The organism is Leucobacter chromiireducens (genome assembly GCF_003917135.1).
Lineage (GTDB): Bacteria > Actinomycetota > Actinomycetes > Actinomycetales > Microbacteriaceae > Leucobacter > Leucobacter chromiireducens_A.
On record NZ_RPDI01000002.1, the window covers coordinates 117,707 to 134,136 of the forward strand.

14 protein-coding genes, 1 tRNA gene and 1 pseudogene are annotated in these 16,430 nt (G+C 61.0%); 7 read left to right on the plus strand and 9 right to left on the minus strand.

Annotated elements, in window-relative coordinates:
- Positions 1 to 48: 48 nt before the first annotated feature.
- Positions 49 to 124, plus strand: a tRNA-Ala gene (locus EGM46_RS01670).
- Positions 125 to 812: 688 nt separating this feature from the next.
- Here EGM46_RS01670 and EGM46_RS15160 read toward each other — a convergent pair.
- From EGM46_RS15160 to EGM46_RS01715, 9 genes and pseudogenes are all read right to left on the minus strand, one after another.
- Positions 813 to 1,985: pseudogene (locus EGM46_RS15160) on the minus strand (recombinase family protein); the annotation flags it as partial.
- Positions 1,969 to 2,400 (minus strand): hypothetical protein, encoded by a 432-nt coding sequence (locus EGM46_RS01685; RefSeq protein WP_125098439.1) that lies wholly within the window; start codon positions 2,398 to 2,400, stop codon positions 1,969 to 1,971. The pseudogene EGM46_RS15160 and the gene EGM46_RS01685, both read right to left, overlap by 17 nt.
- Positions 2,390 to 3,202, minus strand: coding sequence for a replication-relaxation family protein (locus EGM46_RS01690; RefSeq protein ID WP_125098440.1), 813 nt, complete (start codon positions 3,200 to 3,202; stop codon positions 2,390 to 2,392). The genes EGM46_RS01685 and EGM46_RS01690 overlap by 11 nt, the downstream gene beginning before the upstream one ends.
- 157 nt (positions 3,203 to 3,359) lie before the next feature.
- Complete coding sequence (locus EGM46_RS01695; RefSeq protein ID WP_206427463.1) at positions 3,360 to 5,378, minus strand: type IV secretory system conjugative DNA transfer family protein; 2,019 nt, start codon at positions 5,376 to 5,378, stop codon at positions 3,360 to 3,362.
- Between the two features lie 94 nt (positions 5,379 to 5,472).
- Positions 5,473 to 5,676, minus strand: coding sequence for a hypothetical protein (locus EGM46_RS14820; protein ID WP_206427464.1), 204 nt, complete (start codon positions 5,674 to 5,676; stop codon positions 5,473 to 5,475).
- 22 nt (positions 5,677 to 5,698) lie between these two features.
- Positions 5,699 to 5,899, minus strand: coding sequence for a hypothetical protein (locus EGM46_RS01700; RefSeq protein WP_125098441.1), 201 nt, complete (start codon positions 5,897 to 5,899; stop codon positions 5,699 to 5,701).
- A gap of 222 nt (positions 5,900 to 6,121) precedes the next feature.
- Positions 6,122 to 6,553, minus strand: a complete 432-nt coding sequence (locus EGM46_RS01705; RefSeq protein WP_164512776.1) for an MT-A70 family methyltransferase — start codon at positions 6,551 to 6,553, stop codon at positions 6,122 to 6,124.
- Between the two features lie 231 nt (positions 6,554 to 6,784).
- Positions 6,785 to 7,072: a hypothetical protein gene (locus EGM46_RS01710; protein WP_125098443.1), complete on the minus strand. Its 288-nt coding sequence runs from the start codon at positions 7,070 to 7,072 to the stop codon at positions 6,785 to 6,787.
- Positions 7,072 to 7,365: a hypothetical protein gene (locus EGM46_RS01715; RefSeq protein WP_125098444.1), complete on the minus strand. Its 294-nt coding sequence runs from the start codon at positions 7,363 to 7,365 to the stop codon at positions 7,072 to 7,074. Before EGM46_RS01715 ends, EGM46_RS01710 begins: the two co-directional genes overlap by 1 nt.
- A 133-nt stretch (positions 7,366 to 7,498) precedes the next feature.
- Between EGM46_RS01715 and EGM46_RS01720 the strand changes: the two genes are divergently transcribed.
- The 6 genes from EGM46_RS01720 to EGM46_RS01745 all read left to right on the plus strand — a co-directional run bounded on the left by EGM46_RS01720 (position 7,499) and on the right by EGM46_RS01745 (position 16,374).
- Positions 7,499 to 8,470: a hypothetical protein gene (locus EGM46_RS01720; protein ID WP_125098445.1), complete on the plus strand. Its 972-nt coding sequence runs from the start codon at positions 7,499 to 7,501 to the stop codon at positions 8,468 to 8,470.
- A 212-nt stretch (positions 8,471 to 8,682) separates the two neighbouring features.
- Complete coding sequence (locus tag EGM46_RS01725; protein ID WP_125098446.1) at positions 8,683 to 10,251, plus strand: type I restriction-modification system subunit M; 1,569 nt, start codon at positions 8,683 to 8,685, stop codon at positions 10,249 to 10,251.
- Positions 10,248 to 11,495 carry a restriction endonuclease subunit S gene (locus tag EGM46_RS01730; protein ID WP_125098447.1) on the plus strand — a complete coding sequence of 416 codons (1,248 nt, stop codon included), beginning with the start codon at positions 10,248 to 10,250 and terminating at the stop codon, positions 11,493 to 11,495. Before EGM46_RS01725 ends, EGM46_RS01730 begins: the two co-directional genes overlap by 4 nt.
- Before the next feature lie 30 nt (positions 11,496 to 11,525).
- Positions 11,526 to 12,563, plus strand: coding sequence for an anticodon nuclease (locus tag EGM46_RS01735; protein ID WP_164512777.1), 1,038 nt, complete (start codon positions 11,526 to 11,528; stop codon positions 12,561 to 12,563).
- Positions 12,560 to 15,601 carry a type I restriction endonuclease subunit R gene (locus tag EGM46_RS01740; RefSeq protein WP_125098498.1) on the plus strand — a complete coding sequence of 1,014 codons (3,042 nt, stop codon included), beginning with the start codon at positions 12,560 to 12,562 and terminating at the stop codon, positions 15,599 to 15,601. Before EGM46_RS01735 ends, EGM46_RS01740 begins: the two co-directional genes overlap by 4 nt.
- Positions 15,601 to 16,374 (plus strand): DUF6414 family protein, encoded by a 774-nt coding sequence (locus EGM46_RS01745; protein WP_125098449.1) that lies wholly within the window; start codon positions 15,601 to 15,603, stop codon positions 16,372 to 16,374. The genes EGM46_RS01740 and EGM46_RS01745 overlap by 1 nt, the downstream gene beginning before the upstream one ends.
- The last annotated feature ends 56 nt before the right edge of the window (positions 16,375 to 16,430 follow it).

Genomic DNA, 16,430 nt, shown 5'->3' on the forward strand with positions numbered 1-16,430 from the left:
TGCGGTAGAGTAGAGGAGTTGTCGGGGGAGCATTTCTCCGACTTCCACGGGTCTGTGGCGCAGTTGGTAGCGCACCTGCATGGCATGCAGGGGGTCAGGGGTTCGAATCCCCTCAGATCCACCATGATGCTCTTACTCGAACCCTCGACAAGAGCAATGAGATTATCGGACATTGCGTCCAGGGAGAGCCCGCCGGTTTCGGCGGGCTCTTTTGTTTGCGCCGTGATGTCGGGGATGGTGGTTGACTGCGTGCGTCGTGCGTCGTGGACGAGTGCTTGGCTGGCTGGGCTGTAGATGATGTCGAATGGCGTTGCGCAGGTTGCTTCTAGCTGGTGCTGGCCGTTGTTGTCGGTGGTGACGAGGAGCTTGTCGAAGAGGAGCTGGTTGAGCATGCGGCGGATGTGTTCGGGTGCTTGCAGGTAGGTGTTTCCGGCGTGCTGGGCGATGTCGAGCGCGATCGCGATGAGTTCGTCGGCTTCGGCGATATCGGCGGTGAGGTTGCTGAGGCTGCGGTTGGTGGCGGCCAGTTCGGTGTCGAGGCGTTTCTGCTCGGTGCGGAGCATATCGATGGGGATCGCGTCGTTGTAGTGGGCTTCGAGGAGCTTGCGTTGGCGACGCTCGATAGTCTGCTTCGTGGCCTCGAGTTGTTCCCGTTCAAGGTCGGTGTCGGTGCGATGCTGCTTCAGTCCGTGCCGGAGGAGTGTTTCGAGGTCGCGGCGAAACTCGGGCGCGAGACTGATGCGGTCGTAGAGATCTTGGATCAGGTCTTCGGCGTGTTCGATCTGGATGGAGCGGAGGGTGCAGCCGGTGCGCTTGGAGTGTCGTCCGAGGCAGGAGTAGTACGGGTAGGTTTCGCCGTGACGGTTCTTGACGACTTGGACGACCATGCGGAATCCGCAGTGCCCGCAGTGCATCGTGGACTTGAGGTAGTGGTCGTGCTTGATGGAGCGTTCTCCGTTGATCTTCTCTTTCAGGATGGTCTGGACTTTTTCGAAGGTTTCGCGGTTGATGAGCGGGGTGTGGTTGCCGGGGTACTCAACGCCTTTGAATGTGGTGATGCCGGTGTAGTAGATGTTGGTGAGCATCGAGTGGACGTGGCGGATCTCGACCGGCTTCTCCACGAGCCGCGCGGTGGGTACTGTTGTGAGTCCTCGCCGGACGAGTTCTTTGGTGAGGGTGCGTACGGAGTGTTCACCGGTGGCGTAGGCGTTGAACGCCCAGGTGACCAGTGGCGCGCGCCTGTCGTCGACGGTGACGGTGCGGTTCTCGCGGCCGTTTTCGATGGTGCGGGTGTTGAGGTAGCCGATCGGTGCGCGGCTGACGGAGCCGCCGTTCTTGACCTTCTCGCTCATGCCTTTGATGACTTCGTTGGCGAGGTTGCGGGAGTAGAACTCGGCGATCGAGCTCATGATGCCGTGGAGGAGGATGCCGCCGGGAGTCTGGTCGATGTTCTCGCTGGTGGAGATGAGCCGGATGCCGAGTTCGCTGAACCGCTGGTTAAGGGTGACGTCGTCGGCGCGGTTGCGTGCGAGACGGTCCAGCTTGTGCACGATGACGTAATCGATGTTGCCTTGCTCGGCTTCGAGGTAGCGCAGCATCTCTTGGAGCGCGGGGCGGTTGGTGGAGGTGCCGGAGACGCCACGCTCGACGAACTCTTTGACGACCATCGCACCGACGGCTTGAGCCTTCTTCTTGTTCGCGTCGCGCTGCGCCGGGATCGAGAATCCTTCTTCCCTGCCGCCGCGTTCCGCTTGCTCGCGCGTCGAGACGCGCAGGTATGAGACGGCTCGCTTCGGGGTGAAGCTCTGAGTGAGCGCAGCGAAGGGGTCTGCGGCGGTGAGCGGGCTGGTGGTGTATGGAGTTGTGGTCATGTTTCCATTGACGCTCTCTTGCCCGTGTGAGTCCAGTGCGAAATCATCCGCCTGGTCAGGGTTTTCCACAGGACGCTGATGTGCACCGGGGTCAGGGCTATCGGATGAAGACATGCACTTCACCTCCTCGCTCGTGGAACTCGAAATCGCCGCGCAGATGCTCGAGCATCGCGGCGCGGTCGAAGATGAGGATGTTGTTTGGGATGGCCCATTCGCGGATGGCGTGGTCGCGGGCGTCGGCCCATCCCAGGCTTTCGATGAAGTCGTTGACGAACTGCTCGATGCGTTCATACGACGCCCAGTGCAGGTTGTTGAAGTCCGCCTCCATGTCGGTGATGGTCTCGATGCCGTTCCAAACCGAGTCGAGGTAGACGTCGAACGCAGTGCCGTATCCACGGCGTAGCCGTTCCAGCTCGCGGGCTTCCTGCCGTGTGGTCGGTACGGGCGATGCGCGTCGCTCGGGGGTCGTTGGTGAGGTTGTTCTGTTTTCGGCGTCAGCGCCTGGGTAAAAATTGTGTTCAGGTTTCATAGGGGGTGTTCTCCTTCCTGGTGTTGTTCTGTTTCGTGAGAGGCGGCCCGTCTCGGATGATGCCGGACAGTTCGTCGAGAGTGAGTACGGCGAACATGCTCTGCGGTAGCTCGGCGGCAACGAGGTGTGCACGCAGTTGTGTTCGACGTTTCGTCGTCGGCACGATCCACAGCACTGCGGGGAACGCGCCGCTGGCCTGTTGCTCTGCTCCGCTGCGGCGGTAGCGCACGTACTGCCAGCACTTCGCGATCACCCGGGCGGGGTTCTCCGTGGCACGGTCGACCTCGATGAAGTAGCGATCCAGATACTCGGGAGTGGTCACGCTCATCAAGAGGTCGGGTCGCAGTGTGAGGCGTTCGCCGTGCGGCCCGAGGTAGTTCCTCCAGCGGACGGGCTCGGTCTTGACCCGTAGCTCTGCGCTCGGGATCCGCTGGACGGTTTCGTACGCGATGATCCGGGTCTCGGCGATCGCGAGCAGATGTTCCAGGAACGTCGTTGAGATGAGGTTCGGTCGCTGTCTCGTGCGGGCCTGCCCGGCGACCTGACGATAGCCGGTGGTGGTGAGCGCCCAGATGGATTGTGCAGAGCCGCGCTGCCATCCACCGACACGACGCTCCAAGCGCAACAGCTGGCCGTGCTGCTCGAGCTTGGACAGGTGCCGCATCGTCTGCCGTCGCGCAGACTGGGCGCTTCCGTAGTGTTCCCTCGTGAGCCTGGCAAGTTGCCCCGTCGTCGCGAAGCGCAGCTCGAGCAGATGCGCGAGAAGCTCCTGATAGATCGGATGGTCAAGTAAAGCGGTCATGACTGGAGTCCTCCGCCGATTGGGACGGCCGGGTGACCTGGGATGACCGGGTCAGTCACGTCCTGCCGCCGTGGTTCTCCCCCGCGACGTCCGGCAAGCGCGTGTTTGTTGGGTGCAGCGATACGTCTCCCGATGCGTCTCGATCGAGGACGGCCAGTCATCGTCGGCTCCTTCCTACTGGGCCGTCGTCGGCGTCTGTGAAGTCGGGTGTGGTCGGGGCGATGAGATCGCGGATTTGTTGCTCGGTGATCGTGGCGGCGACGCCGTAGCGTTCGTGTGCGGCGGCGTAGATGGCCGCTGGGTCGCTGATACCTGCCGGTGGTGGTGCGGTTGCGATGCTGATCCAGCCGGTGGCTTGACCGTGCTGCATGACGTTCGCGTACGCGTGGTATTTCGGAAGCAGCAGAAGATCCTGGGCGTCCAGACCGGTCGAGTGCTTGGCGATGGTGGGCGCGTCGGTGCCGCCGAGGCCGAAGTAGATTTTGCTGCGCGTGTTGGTCTCCACCGAGGCTTGCATGGCCGAGGTGAACTGCTTCAGGTATTGGTTCGCGACGGTGAACGCCGCGCCGAGGGAGCGGGCCTGGGCGAGGGCGTCGGAGAGGTCACCGGGGATGCCTGCGAGGAAGTCATGGATCTCGTCGATGTAGATGCTGACGATGTGCCGGTGTTGGAGACTGTCACGTTGCCTGGCGAGGATCTTTGCCCATAGTTGCCCAATGAGGAGCGTGCCGAGCAGTCTTGCGGCGTCAGCGCCGAGCAGGCCCTTGTTGAGGTTCACGACGACGATGCGCCGCTTGCTGAACAGGTCGGTGAGATCGAAGCGCGGATCACTCTGACCGAGCATCGCCCGCATCCCAGGTCGTAGGATCAGTTGGCGGAGCTTGTTCAGCACCGGCCCGATCTCTTCGGCCTGCTGCGCAGGTGACTTCGCCTCGTACTGCTCCCAGAACCCTCCGAGCCCAATCGGATCGTCGATGTTCTTCAGCACCTTGCGGCGGAACGCGGTGTTCGTGAGCAGCGGGGCTACCCAGAGCAGGTTGGCCCCGTCGATCTGCGCGAGCGTGTTGAACACCGCCGTGAAGATGTCCGCGGAGCGGATGCCCCAGTGCTTCGCGAAGACCGCTTCGAAGGTTGCCAGCAGTGTGTCGGCCGTAACCTGGGCCTGACGTCGGTGACCGGCGAGCGGGTTGAACCCGACCGGAGCGGCGTTCGTCGGGTCGATGACAACGACGTCGTGTTCTCGGTTCTTCGGAACGTGTGCGAGGACGCGATCAGCAAGGTCTCCCTTCGGATCAAGGACCAGCACGCCGCGACCGGCCGTGATGTCTGCGGCGATGAGGCCCAGCATCACGGTCGACTTTGCCGAGCCGGTCGGCCCGAGCAGATGAGTATGGAACGCGGCGTCCCGGATCGGGATGCCGATCTTCTCGCTATAGCCGGGGGCGCTGGTCTTGCCGATGATGCGGTCCGTTCGCACAAGCATTTCGGGCGGTGGGAGCTGGCGTGGGTGGAGTCTGCCGAGCAACGGCAACGGCGGTTCACCGATCGGCCAGCCGGTCAAGCCAATGACTTCCCCGCTGGTCAACGTGAGTGGCCATCGCCACGGCCGTGCGGCCCGGTTGAGGTGCACTGCTGAACCGGTCACGGCGCTGATGCGGCTGGTGGCGGATTCGAGGACGCGAAACGCACCGATCACGTCACCGACAAGCTGCTTCGCTCGCGGGGCGGCTGCGCCGGTGATGCCGATGCGCAGGCTGAGAGAGAAGCCGTGCTGACCGTCTCGCCGTTTCAACGTCATGCCGGTTCGTGGCGGGACCGCAAGCACACGGAGCCAAGCGCCGAGCGATTCTCGCGGGCGTACGGGCGGCGTGTGGCGGCGACCGAGCAGGAGCTGTAGGACGACTTCTTCCTCCCCGTGGAGGCGCGACAGTGCCCCGTAGAGGCCGCGGATACTCGCGGTGACCTTGGCGGCCTCGAGGCTGAGGTCGGTGCCGGTGATGCGCAGGTCGACCGCATGCTGCACCTCGTGTCGGCGTCGGCGGGGAGTGTGCGCACGGACCGTGAGGTGTGCGCGGAGCCCGTCAAGTACCGTGTCGATGCGGGTCGGCTTGGCCGCGATCAGCCAGCGCAGACCCGTCTTCGTTGCGCGGGCCTCGAGCACGATCGGGCCGAGCATGGACGAGGCGGCCAGGTGTTCCAGTGTGGCGTGGACAGCGTCGGGGGTGAGCGTGTCGGGCCATGCGAGTTCTTGCCACTCCCACTCCTCGTGTTTAGTTTTTCTCGTCATGCCCGCCCCCTTTCTGCTCGGCCGTTGGTGCCGATTTCTGCTTCCGTGTATGAGCCGCTCGACGGGTTTCGTCAAGATGCATCGCGAGCAGCAGCAGAACCCTGGCCAGGCCTTCCCGGTCGACCTTGTCCTTCCAGATCGGGGTGAGACGGTGGTGCCCACCGGCCTTGTTTCGCTTTCGGTTCATCGTTGACCTCCTGTCCGAGAGTTCAGGGCCAGGTGTTTCGGCGTCGCCACCACCACAGCAGCCCGCCGACGATGACGACGGTGAGCGCGATCAGGGCGAGGATCCACCAGATGCTCTTGATCAGCTCGATCGCCAGTACGAGCAGGATCACGCCGCCGAAGATGAGCAGGCACATCTGAAAGAACTTCTCCGCGATCGAGCGCGGCCCGGTATCGTCCGGCATGTTTCACGCCCCTCACGTCCAAATCTCCGCTGCCGGGGCGTGGTTGGGTTGGTCATCGGCAGGCACGGGGTATCCCCATTTCGCGAGCGAGATTGTCGCGTCGCACTCGTTTCCCCAGATATCCCAGTGCTTGCTCGAGGGAGCGGGTCTGCGGGCGAACAGCTCGAGGAATGGTCCGTCCCCGCCAACGAGCCTCTCGACGATGAGGTGGATTTCCTCGGGCTACCGGCTGTGGGCTTGCAGGGCATGCATGCCCCAGTTCGGCTGACCTTTGAACGCGACTTTCGTGCCCTTCCCACGTACGCCGAGGAGCAGCAGTTCCCCGGAGTTGCGGAACGTGTTGCCGAGCATGAGTCGGGGCTTGGCCCAGAAGTAGAAGCTCGTGTACCGGTAGCCCCATGCTTCGAGGACCTTGATGCCCAGGGGAACGGCCGCGGTGGTGACCCACAGGAAGCAGAACGAGTTCTCCGCCATGATCTCCTGCATGGCCTCGCTCATCCCGAGGATGCGCTCATCGGTCATGAGGTCATAGTGATTGACCGCGCCGAGGTCGCCCTTCTGCTGCAGCGACCACGGTGGATCGCACAGCGCCGCACGGAATGTCCCCGGCAGCGGCGTCTTGTCCGGCAGGTTGTGATTGATGTGAATGCTCATACGCAGACTCCTCCTTTCAAGAGGTAAGAAGTTGATGGATCGGCCCGCCAGCAGAGGCCAGCTCTGGGCGGCGTCAGCGCCCATTACGCACCTCAATGACCGAACCGTGAAGACCACACCGCGCCGCTCCGCGGCTCGATCCGACACGGCGGTGACCGAGGTAACCCACGGCGGGCGGTGCGGTGAAAGCCGTCGTTGTGAAATAGGCAACGATGCGCTCTCGCTGAGGGGCTACGAACGAGGAAGATCGGTGCGCCCGGTCGTCAGGAACATCGCTCGCGTCAACGCCTTGGACGCCTCATCACGGTCGTTCGCAAGGTCGTCGGCGAGGGAGAGGATCGTCTGCCGGAGCTGCTCGGACTTCGCGTCCAGCTCCGCCTCAATCCGTGCACGACGACGCTCCTGCCACGCCTCGTACTCGTCCCACAACACTTCGACCACACACAATGCGACGAAGGCCGTAATCGTGACAAGGAGAGCGACGCCCGCGACCGTCGCGATCGCGGCGACGGCCTCCATCACAGCCCCCGAGCGATGCGCTGGCCCGCGCCGATGGCGTATCCGGCGATGATCGCCTCGTAGAACTGCGCCCCTGCCGGAGCAATCTTCATCTGCGCCTCCGCCTGCGCCACCAGCGTCGCGACATTCGTCATCGCCTGCGACGCCAGGAACGCGTGCCCCTGCTCCCGCACCGCCGCGATCTCCGTGGACGCAGCAACCTGCTCGACCTCACGCTTGGTCTGGCGCACGAGGCTCCCGGTGATCTTCTGCCCCTGCTGGGTCAACATCGGCACCACCTGATTGCTCGACATGTTGTAAGTCCTTCCAGTTGAAGAGAACAGCCCGGATTTCCGGGACACTTCGACCGTAGAAACTCACCCGAGGGCACTCTGAAACTCGGAATAAAGTTGGAAGCGAACACGGGCGCGAGGCGGAGGTGATGGCGTGAGACTCGATGAAGACGATGTCGCCACCCTTCACCAGCAGCTCGCCTGGCTGACCAAACGCGAGGGCTTCGTCCAACGTCGCCTCGCCCAGGCCGGGATCGTCGACGAACTCCTCCGCGGCTCCCTCGAGGACAGCTTCGAACGCCTCCGGCACCGCTTCATCTCCGCGATCCACACCCTGCCCGGCGAGCAAGCAGACCTGCTGCTCGACGTGTTCGCGCTCAGCCCCGACACACACCAGGTGCCCGAGCTGATGCAACGGCGACAGATCCACGGCGACAAGATCGGTCGGAAAGTCGACACCGTTCGCACACGAGAGACCGCGGCGCTCAAGGCGTTGCACTCCCGTCTCGTCACCGGCCGCTACGCGCAGGCACCACTCGTGCTCGACGTGCCCGAGATGCACGGTGGGATCATCTACGAAGAGACCAGCACCCTTGTCGTGGTCAAGAACCGACGCTGGCAGGCCACCTACGAGCATTACCGGTTCGCGAACATGGCAGGCGAACTCGACTACGTCACGATCGGCCGCTCCTATCCCGGCATTGTGACTCCGAGCAACAAGGGCGACTTCAAAGTCAACACACGCCCGGTCGACGGCGCGGGCTGGAACGACCACTTCTGGCACCTCAACACCGCCCGCACGGCGACCGAGCCGATGCAAGACCGGACACGCTACGACCTGCGCTTCCGCATCACACCGCCCGAAGACGGCAGCGAACCAGAACCGATGACTCTCTCCAGCCGGGCGCTCCACCACCGCTCACTGCTGTTCACGCTCCGCATCGGGTTCATCGGGGAACGGCCCGCCAGTATCTGGAAGTTCGAGGGAGCAAGCCCGTTCGCCCGCCCGCATGCAGCCAACGAGTACAACCGCGTCCAGCTCGACGCCCGCGGCACCGCGACCCTCACCCTGCGCGACGTCCACGGTGGCCTCTTCAACGGCTTCGCCTGGAGCTGGGACGCCTGACCGAGGCCGCAGGGTCTTCTCGAAAAGGCCACGTCATGAGATAATCACAGGTAGATGGCAGCGCCCGGTCGACGCGACACCTGCTCCCGGCTGCATCAAGCTCACGCTCATGCCACGCATGGCAACCGACCGATGTCAGTGCCCGGCGCTACGGTAAGAGATGACCCGCAACCATAACTTAAGACGCGCCCGAGGCGCAGGAGATGAACCACATGGCACCGACCACCAAAGAAGGACAGCGCGCCGAACTGCACAAGACGATCTGGCGCATCGCGAACGATCTGCGCGGCTCTGTCGACGGCTGGGACTTCAAGTCCTACGTGCTCGGCATGCTGTTCTACCGGTTCATCTCCGAGAACCTCACCGCCTACATCAACAAGAGCGAACGCGAAGCAGGCGACCCGAGCTTCGACTACGCCCAGCTCGGAGACGCACAAGCGGAGTTCGGCCGCAAGGAGACCGTGGAGGAGAAGGGCTTCTACATCCTCCCGTCTGAGCTGTTCCAGAACGTCCGTAAGCGTGCCGCGAACGACGCGAACCTCAACGAGACTCTTGCTCGCGTGTTCAAGGACATCGAAGGATCTGCCGTCGGCACCGACGCCGAAGACGACCTCAAAGGCCTGTTCGACGATCTCGATGTCAACAGCTCCAAGCTCGGTGGCACCGTGGCCAAGCGCAACGAGAAACTCGTGAAGCTGCTGGACGCGATCGGTGATCTGCCGCTCGGGAACTTCGAAGACAACTCGATCGACCTCTTCGGTGACGCCTACGAGTACCTCATGCAGATGTATGCCTCCAGCGCCGGGAAGTCCGGTGGCGAGTACTACACGCCGCAGGAGGTCTCTGAACTCCTCGCCCGCATCACCGTGGTCGGCAAGATGAGCGTGAACAAGGTCTACGACCCCGCTGTTGGTTCAGGGTCGCTGCTGTTGAAGTTCGCGAAGGTGCTCGGCAAAGACAACGTCCGTCAGGGTTTCTACGGTCAGGAGATCAACCTGACCACCTACAACCTCGCCAGGATCAATATGTTCCTCCACGACGTGAATTACGAGAAGTTCAACCTCGCTCACGGGGACACCCTCATCGACCCCGCGCACTGGGACGACGAGCCGTTCGAGGCGATCGTCTCTAACCCGCCCTACTCGATCAAATGGGACGGTGACGCCAACCCGCTGCTGATCAACGACCCGCGGTTCGCACCAGCTGGGGTGCTTGCACCGAAGTCGAAGGCCGACCTCGCGTTCACCATGCACATCCTGTCGTGGCTCGCCGTCAACGGCACCGCGGCGATCGTCGAGTTCCCCGGCGTGCTCTACCGCGGCGGCGCGGAACGGAAGATCCGCAAATACCTCATCGACAACAACTACGTCGACGCCGTCATCCAGCTCCCGCCGGACCTGTTCTTCGGCACCACGATCGCAACCTGCATCATCGTGCTCAAGAAATCCAAGACCGACAACGCAGTGCTCTTCATTGACGCTTCCGCCGAGTTCAAACGCACCGGGAACAAAAACAAGCTCACCGAAGCCAATCAGCAGCACATCCTCGACACCTTCACCACCCGCGAGAGCGTCAACCATGTCGCCGCACTCGTGTCGAACGAGGACATCGCCGCGAACGACTACAACATCGCCGTGTCCTCCTATGTTGAGCAAGAAGACACCCGCGAGGTCATCGACATCACCGAGCTGAACGCCGAGATCGCACGCATCGTCTCCCGACAGCAGGAGCTGCGCACCTCGATCGACGAGATCGTTGCCGATCTGGAGGGCTCTAAGTGAGTCGCATCGACGAACTGATTCACGAGCTATGCCCGGAAGGCGTGGTTTTTGTGCACCTCGCCGACGCCGCCACTACAGTTACCGGTCTCACCGGGAAGACCAAAGCCGATTTCAGTGACGGAAATGCACGGTTTGCGTCTTACCGGAACATCTTTGCGAATCCGAGTTTGGATCTCGAATCACCCGACTTCGTCAAAGTTGGACCGGATGAGCGTCAGAACTCGATTCGCAAGGGCGATATCCTCATCACCGGCTCCTCCGAATCACTTGACGAAGTCGGTATGTCGTCGGTAGTTGCGGCAGAACCAGGTGAACCGATCTACCTCAATAGTTTCTGCTTTATCTTGCGACTGAATGATCCGCGGCAGTTGTTGCCCGGCTTCTCGAAACACTTGTTCAGGAGCGAGTCGATTAGAAAACAGATCCGCGGCACTGCGAGTGGCGTGACTCGCATCAATATCTCGAAACCTCGTTTCATGAAGATCCGAATCCCCGTGCCGCCTCTCGAGGTGCAGCGGGAGATCGTGCGAGTATTGGATGAGTTCACTCAGCTGGAAGCGGAGCTGGAAGCGGAGCTGGAAGCGGAGCTGGAAGCCCGCCGCCGCCAATACGAGTATTACCGAGCCGGAGTCTTCGGCTTTTCGGCCGGTGATGATGTTCGATGGTCGACCTTGGGCGGAGTCAGTGCCAAGGTGTCGTCAGGCGGAACTCCGTCCTCGGGCCGTGACGCATACTACGGCGGAGACATCCCATGGTTGCGGACTCAAGAGGTTGATTTCGGGCCTGTCTACCGAACCGGCATGAGCATCACCGAAGAGGGCTTGCGGAGTTCGTCGGCCAAGTGGATCCCGGAGCATTGCGTGATCGTGGCGATGTACGGTGCTACCGCTGCGAAGGTGGCGATCAACGAAATTCCACTCACCACTAATCAGGCATGTTGCAATCTTCAAATAGATCCGGCCCAGGCAGAGTATCGCTATGTCTTTTACTGGATCGCTAGCCAGTATGAGCGGTTGAAGAATCTGGGCGAGGGATCTCAGTCGAATCTGAACGCGCGTAAGGTGAAGGATTTCCCGATCCCAGTTCCTTCCCTCGAAGAGCAGCGCCGTATCGTATCTCTCCTCGACAAGTTCGATGCGCTCGTGAACGATCTGAGTATTGGTCTTCCCGCTGAGCTTGCCGCGCGTCGCAAGCAGTATGAGTACTACCGCGACAAGCTGCTGACTTTCACGGAGGCCGCCTAAATGACGAGCCACCATGAAACAATCGCTAGCTTGGGCGACGAGGTATTACAGGGCCTTGACGATTCGCGCAGCGCCCTGATTTACGCCCCGAACACAATCGGTAAGACTCGGCTGGCTCAGCACCTCAAGGAGGGTGATCCGGAGGGCGTAGTCCTCTACAACTCCTTCGTTGAGGACGTATTTACCTGGGACAACGAGCGAGTCGTGCTCAAGATGAACCCGGCGTCAGACCTACTAGAAACTATCGTGACGCAAGGTCTTGACACTGCGATCATCGATAGCTTCCAAGCCTTCACGAACGGCAGAATTGAACCAAGGCTTGATTTCGAGAGTGGCGAGATTAGCTTTGGTATACACAAGGGTAACGACAGCTCGACGGACGGCATTAAGATATCTAGAGCCGAGGAGAGCATATTTGTTTGGAGCGTTTATTACTCTGTGTTGAGCGAAGCGATTGAAGCGCTCAGCGATAGCCCCGAGTTGCGTTCTACGGCTGACTACGACCAGCTAAAGCTTGCGGTCATAGACGACCCGGTGTCATCCATGGACGATGTGCGCATCGTGTCAGTGGCGCTCGCTCTGGCGGAGCTCATCAAGCGAGCATCGGGGCTGGGTCTGAAATTTATCATCACAACCCATCACGCTCTCTTCTTTAACGTTCTGTTCAACTCGCTCCATCGGAAGAAGAGTCGAGCCTACGTTCTTCAACATGATCCAGCTGAGGGATGGTTACTGAGAAAGCAATCGCACGACTCACCTTTCAGTTACCACCTGGGAATTATCCACGATATTCAAAGGGCGATCTCCGTGAATGCGGTCGAGCGTGCCCATTTCAATCAATTCCGTGCACTGCTTGAGAAGACGGCAAATTTCCTGGGCTACACAGGCGGTTGGGGGTCTCTGCTGCGAGGGCCTGATGCAGCCCTGCTGACGAAAGTCCTCAATCTATACAGCCATGACCGATTCGGTGATATCGACACTTCCGAGGTGGCAGCAGAGCACAAGGAAGCCTTCACGAACGAGTTTCACGAGTTCCTGAAGACGTACAGATGGGCGGCAGCGGCATGAGTGATTTGAGTCCTCGTAAGTATGATCCGATCGCAATCTCGTCTGAGAGCACGGTTGTTGCCGAGTACATCCCCGACGTAGCGGGTGCTTCGTCGTATCAGTCTGAAGCGGATCTTGAGCGTGAGCTGATCCGGTTGTTGCAGTCGCAGGCGTACGAGTATCTGCCGATCACGTCGGAGGCGCAGCTGATCGCGAATCTGCGCACCCAGCTTGAGGCATTGAATGCGATGAGGTTCTCCGACACGGAGTGGGAGCAGTTCTTCTCTGAGCGGATTGCTGGTGCGAACGACGGCATCGTCGAGAAGACCGTGCGCATCCAGGAAGACCATGTCCAGCTGCTGAAGCGGGATGACGGTTCGGTCAAGAACGTCACGCTGATCGATAAGCAGAACATTCACAACAATAGGCTGCAGGTCATCAACCAGTACGAGATCGGTCAGGGCGACGGCGGTTCTGCTCGCTCGAACCGATACGACGTGACCGTGCTCGTGAACGGCCTGCCGATGGTGCACATCGAGTTGAAGCGTCGCGGCGTCGATATTCGTGAAGCGTTCAATCAGATCGATCGCTATCAGCGCGACAGCTTCTGGGCAGGCTCGGGTCTGTTCGAGTACGTGCAGTTGTTCGTGATCAGCAATGGGACGTTGACGAAGTACTACTCGAACACTACTCGTCGTCAGCATCTGAGCGAAGCGGCGGGTTCGAAGCGGGTGCGCAAGACATCCAACTCGTTCGAGTTCACCTCGTGGTGGGCGGACGCGCAGAACAAGCCGATCACCGACCTTTCGGCGTTTGCGAAGACGTTCTTCGCGAAACACTCGCTGCTCAACATCCTGACGAAGTACTGCGTGTTGACGGCCGACCGGATGTTGCTCGTCATGCGCCCGTACCAGATCGTCGCGACCGAGCGGATTCTGCAGCGCATCGACATCTCGACCAACTACAGGACCCTCGGCAGCGTCGCCGCGGGCGGGTATGTGTGGCACACGACCGGGTCTGGCAAGACCCTGACCTCGTTCAAGGCGGCGCAGCTCGCGTCGAAGCTGCCGAGCGTCGACAAGGTGCTCTTCGTCGTGGACCGCAAGGATCTCGACTACCAGACGATGCGCGAGTACGACCGTTTCGAGAAAGGCGCGGCGAACTCGAACACTTCAACCGCTGTGCTGAAGAAGCAGCTCGAAGACCCGAACGCGCGGATCATCATCACGACGATCCAGAAGCTCTCGACCTTCATCGCCGCGAACAAGGGCCACGCGATCTACGACGGCCATGTCGTGATCATCTTCGATGAGTGCCACCGGTCGCAGTTCGGCGACATGCACACCGCGATCACGAAGGCGTTCAAGCGCTACAACCTGTTCGGCTTCACTGGCACGCCAATCTTTGCCGCCAACTCTGGCAGCGGAGGCAACCCGCAATTGAAGACGACCGAGCAGGCGTTCGGTGAGAAGCTGCACACGTACACGATCGTGGATGCGATCACCGACAAGAACGTGCTGCCGTTCCGAATCGACTACGTCAACACGATCAAGGTCGGTAATCCTGACGACAGTCAGGTCTCTGCGATCGACAAAGAGAGCGTGCTGCTTGACCCACGCCGCATCTCTGACATCGTGAAGTACACGCGAGAGCACTTTGACCAGAAGACGAAGCGTGCCGAGCACTACACGCTCGGGGAGCGTCGTATGCGTGGGTTCAACGCTCTCTTCGCGACGGCATCGATCGAGGCGGCGCGCACGTACTACAACCACTTCCAGATGCAACAGGACGGCCTGCCGTCCGACCAGCGCCTGAAGATTGGCCTGATCTACTCCTACGGTGCGAACGACGCTGTTGAGGACGGCGCGCTCGACGAAGAGGGCTTCGACACCGGCGCGCTCAGCATGGATGCCCGGTCGTTCCTCGAAGACGCGATTCAGGACTACAACGACATCTACGGCACGTCGTTCGACACCTCGGCCGACAGATTCCAGAACTACTACAAGGACCTCTCGCTCAAACTCAAGACCCGCGAGATCGACCTCGTCATCATCGTGAACATGTTCCTCACTGGTTTCGACGCCACCACGATGAACACGCTGTTCGTCGACAAGAACCTGCGCGCACACGGGCTGATCCAGGCGTACTCGCGCACGAACCGCATCCTGAACTCCGTCAAGACTTACGGCAACATCGTCAGCTTCCGCGACCTTGAAGACGAGACGAACGACGCGATCGCGCTGTTCGGAAACAAGGACGCCCGCGGCGTGGTACTTCTCAAGCCGTACGGCGAGTACTACAACGACTACGCCGAGAAAGTCGCCGAGTTACTGAACGCCTTCCCGCTCGGGGAGCAGATCATCGGTGAGGCTGCGCAGAAGGAGTTCATCCAGCTGTTCGGTGCGATCCTGCGCCTGCAGAACATCCTGACCTCTTTTGACGAGTTCGACGGCTCCGCCCTGCTGACCGACCGTCAAGGCCAGGACTACCGCAGCGTCTACCTCGACCTGTATGCCGAGTTCCGTAAGGACAAGGACGCCGACAAGGAGCAGATCAACGACGACGTGGTCTTCGAGATCGAGCTGATCAAGCAGGTCGAGATCAACGTTGACTACATCCTCATGCTCGTCCAGAAGTATCGCGACGAACGCGGAGACGGTGACGACAAGGAGATACGCGCAGAGATCGCCCGCGCCGTGGATGCCAGCCCGACCCTGCGCAACAAGAAGGACCTCATCGAGGACTTCGTCGACTCGCTCTCTGTGGATGGTGAGATCGACCAGGAATGGCGTGCATTCATCGCCGCCAAGCGCGAGGCCGAACTCGACACGATCATCGCCGACGAGAATCTCCGCGCAGACGAAACCCGCATCTTCGTCGAGACTGCCTTTCGCGACGGCCAGATCCGCACCAGCGGCACAGCGATTACAAAGGTCCTGCCGCCGGTGTCGCGCTTCTCTGCCGACGGCGGCCACGGCGAGAAGAAGCAACGCGTGATCCAGAAACTCGGCGCGTTCTTCGAGCGGTTCTTCGGGCTGAGCGCGGGAGGGGCTGACTGATGACCGATGCGGACACGGGCACTACGAGCGCTCCCTTGATCAAGATCGTCTACTTCGACGAGGAGTCGGCATCAGACTTGCTGGATATCGTGGCAGGCGGCAAAGAGACTTCTTCGAAGGAGCTGACCAAGGAGCGGGCAGCTGAGGTGGAGGCCGAGGCGCGCGCGCGAGCCGCCGCAAAGTTCAACTGGCTACCCTTCTTCGGGGGATCAGCCGAGGCTGGGGCCGCTGCGAGTGTGTCGGCGGTCGGACGCAGCATCCTCAACAAAACGCTCTCGAACACCATCCTGACCGACTACCTCAGCAAGCTCGGTGAGCTGAAAGGCATCGAGCGGCTCGAGGGCCTGACTGTCACTGCTCGCAACGACTCCGCGGCTTATATGAAGATGTACACGCCGTACTTGGCGATGCTCAAGCTCGATGAGCTACCCGTCAATCTTGCCGAACTGGATAGTGCGCTGACGTCGGCGAAGGGCTACTACGAGCTACTCGCGCAGAGTGCGGACGGTGCAAAGCGCATCCTGCGCTTCAACATCCAGGCGTTCCGAAACAACTATGGTCTGGTTGATCTCGGCCGCATGCGACTTGTGTTTCACGGTATCCGCGTTGGCAGGGCTGCAGAGTCCAGCCTGACGATGCAAGCCGAGATGGCGCCCGCTGCAGAGCCTGCACCGCTGACTGGGCTAGACGTAGTCGACGGTGGCTTAACGGAGCCAAGCACGCTTCTCGACGTGTACGACGTCATTCTTGCGGGAGTCGAGTATGGCGACTAACACGAAGGTCACTCTCTACTACGGGCCTCTCTCGTGGTTCGAGGAACAGTTGGGCA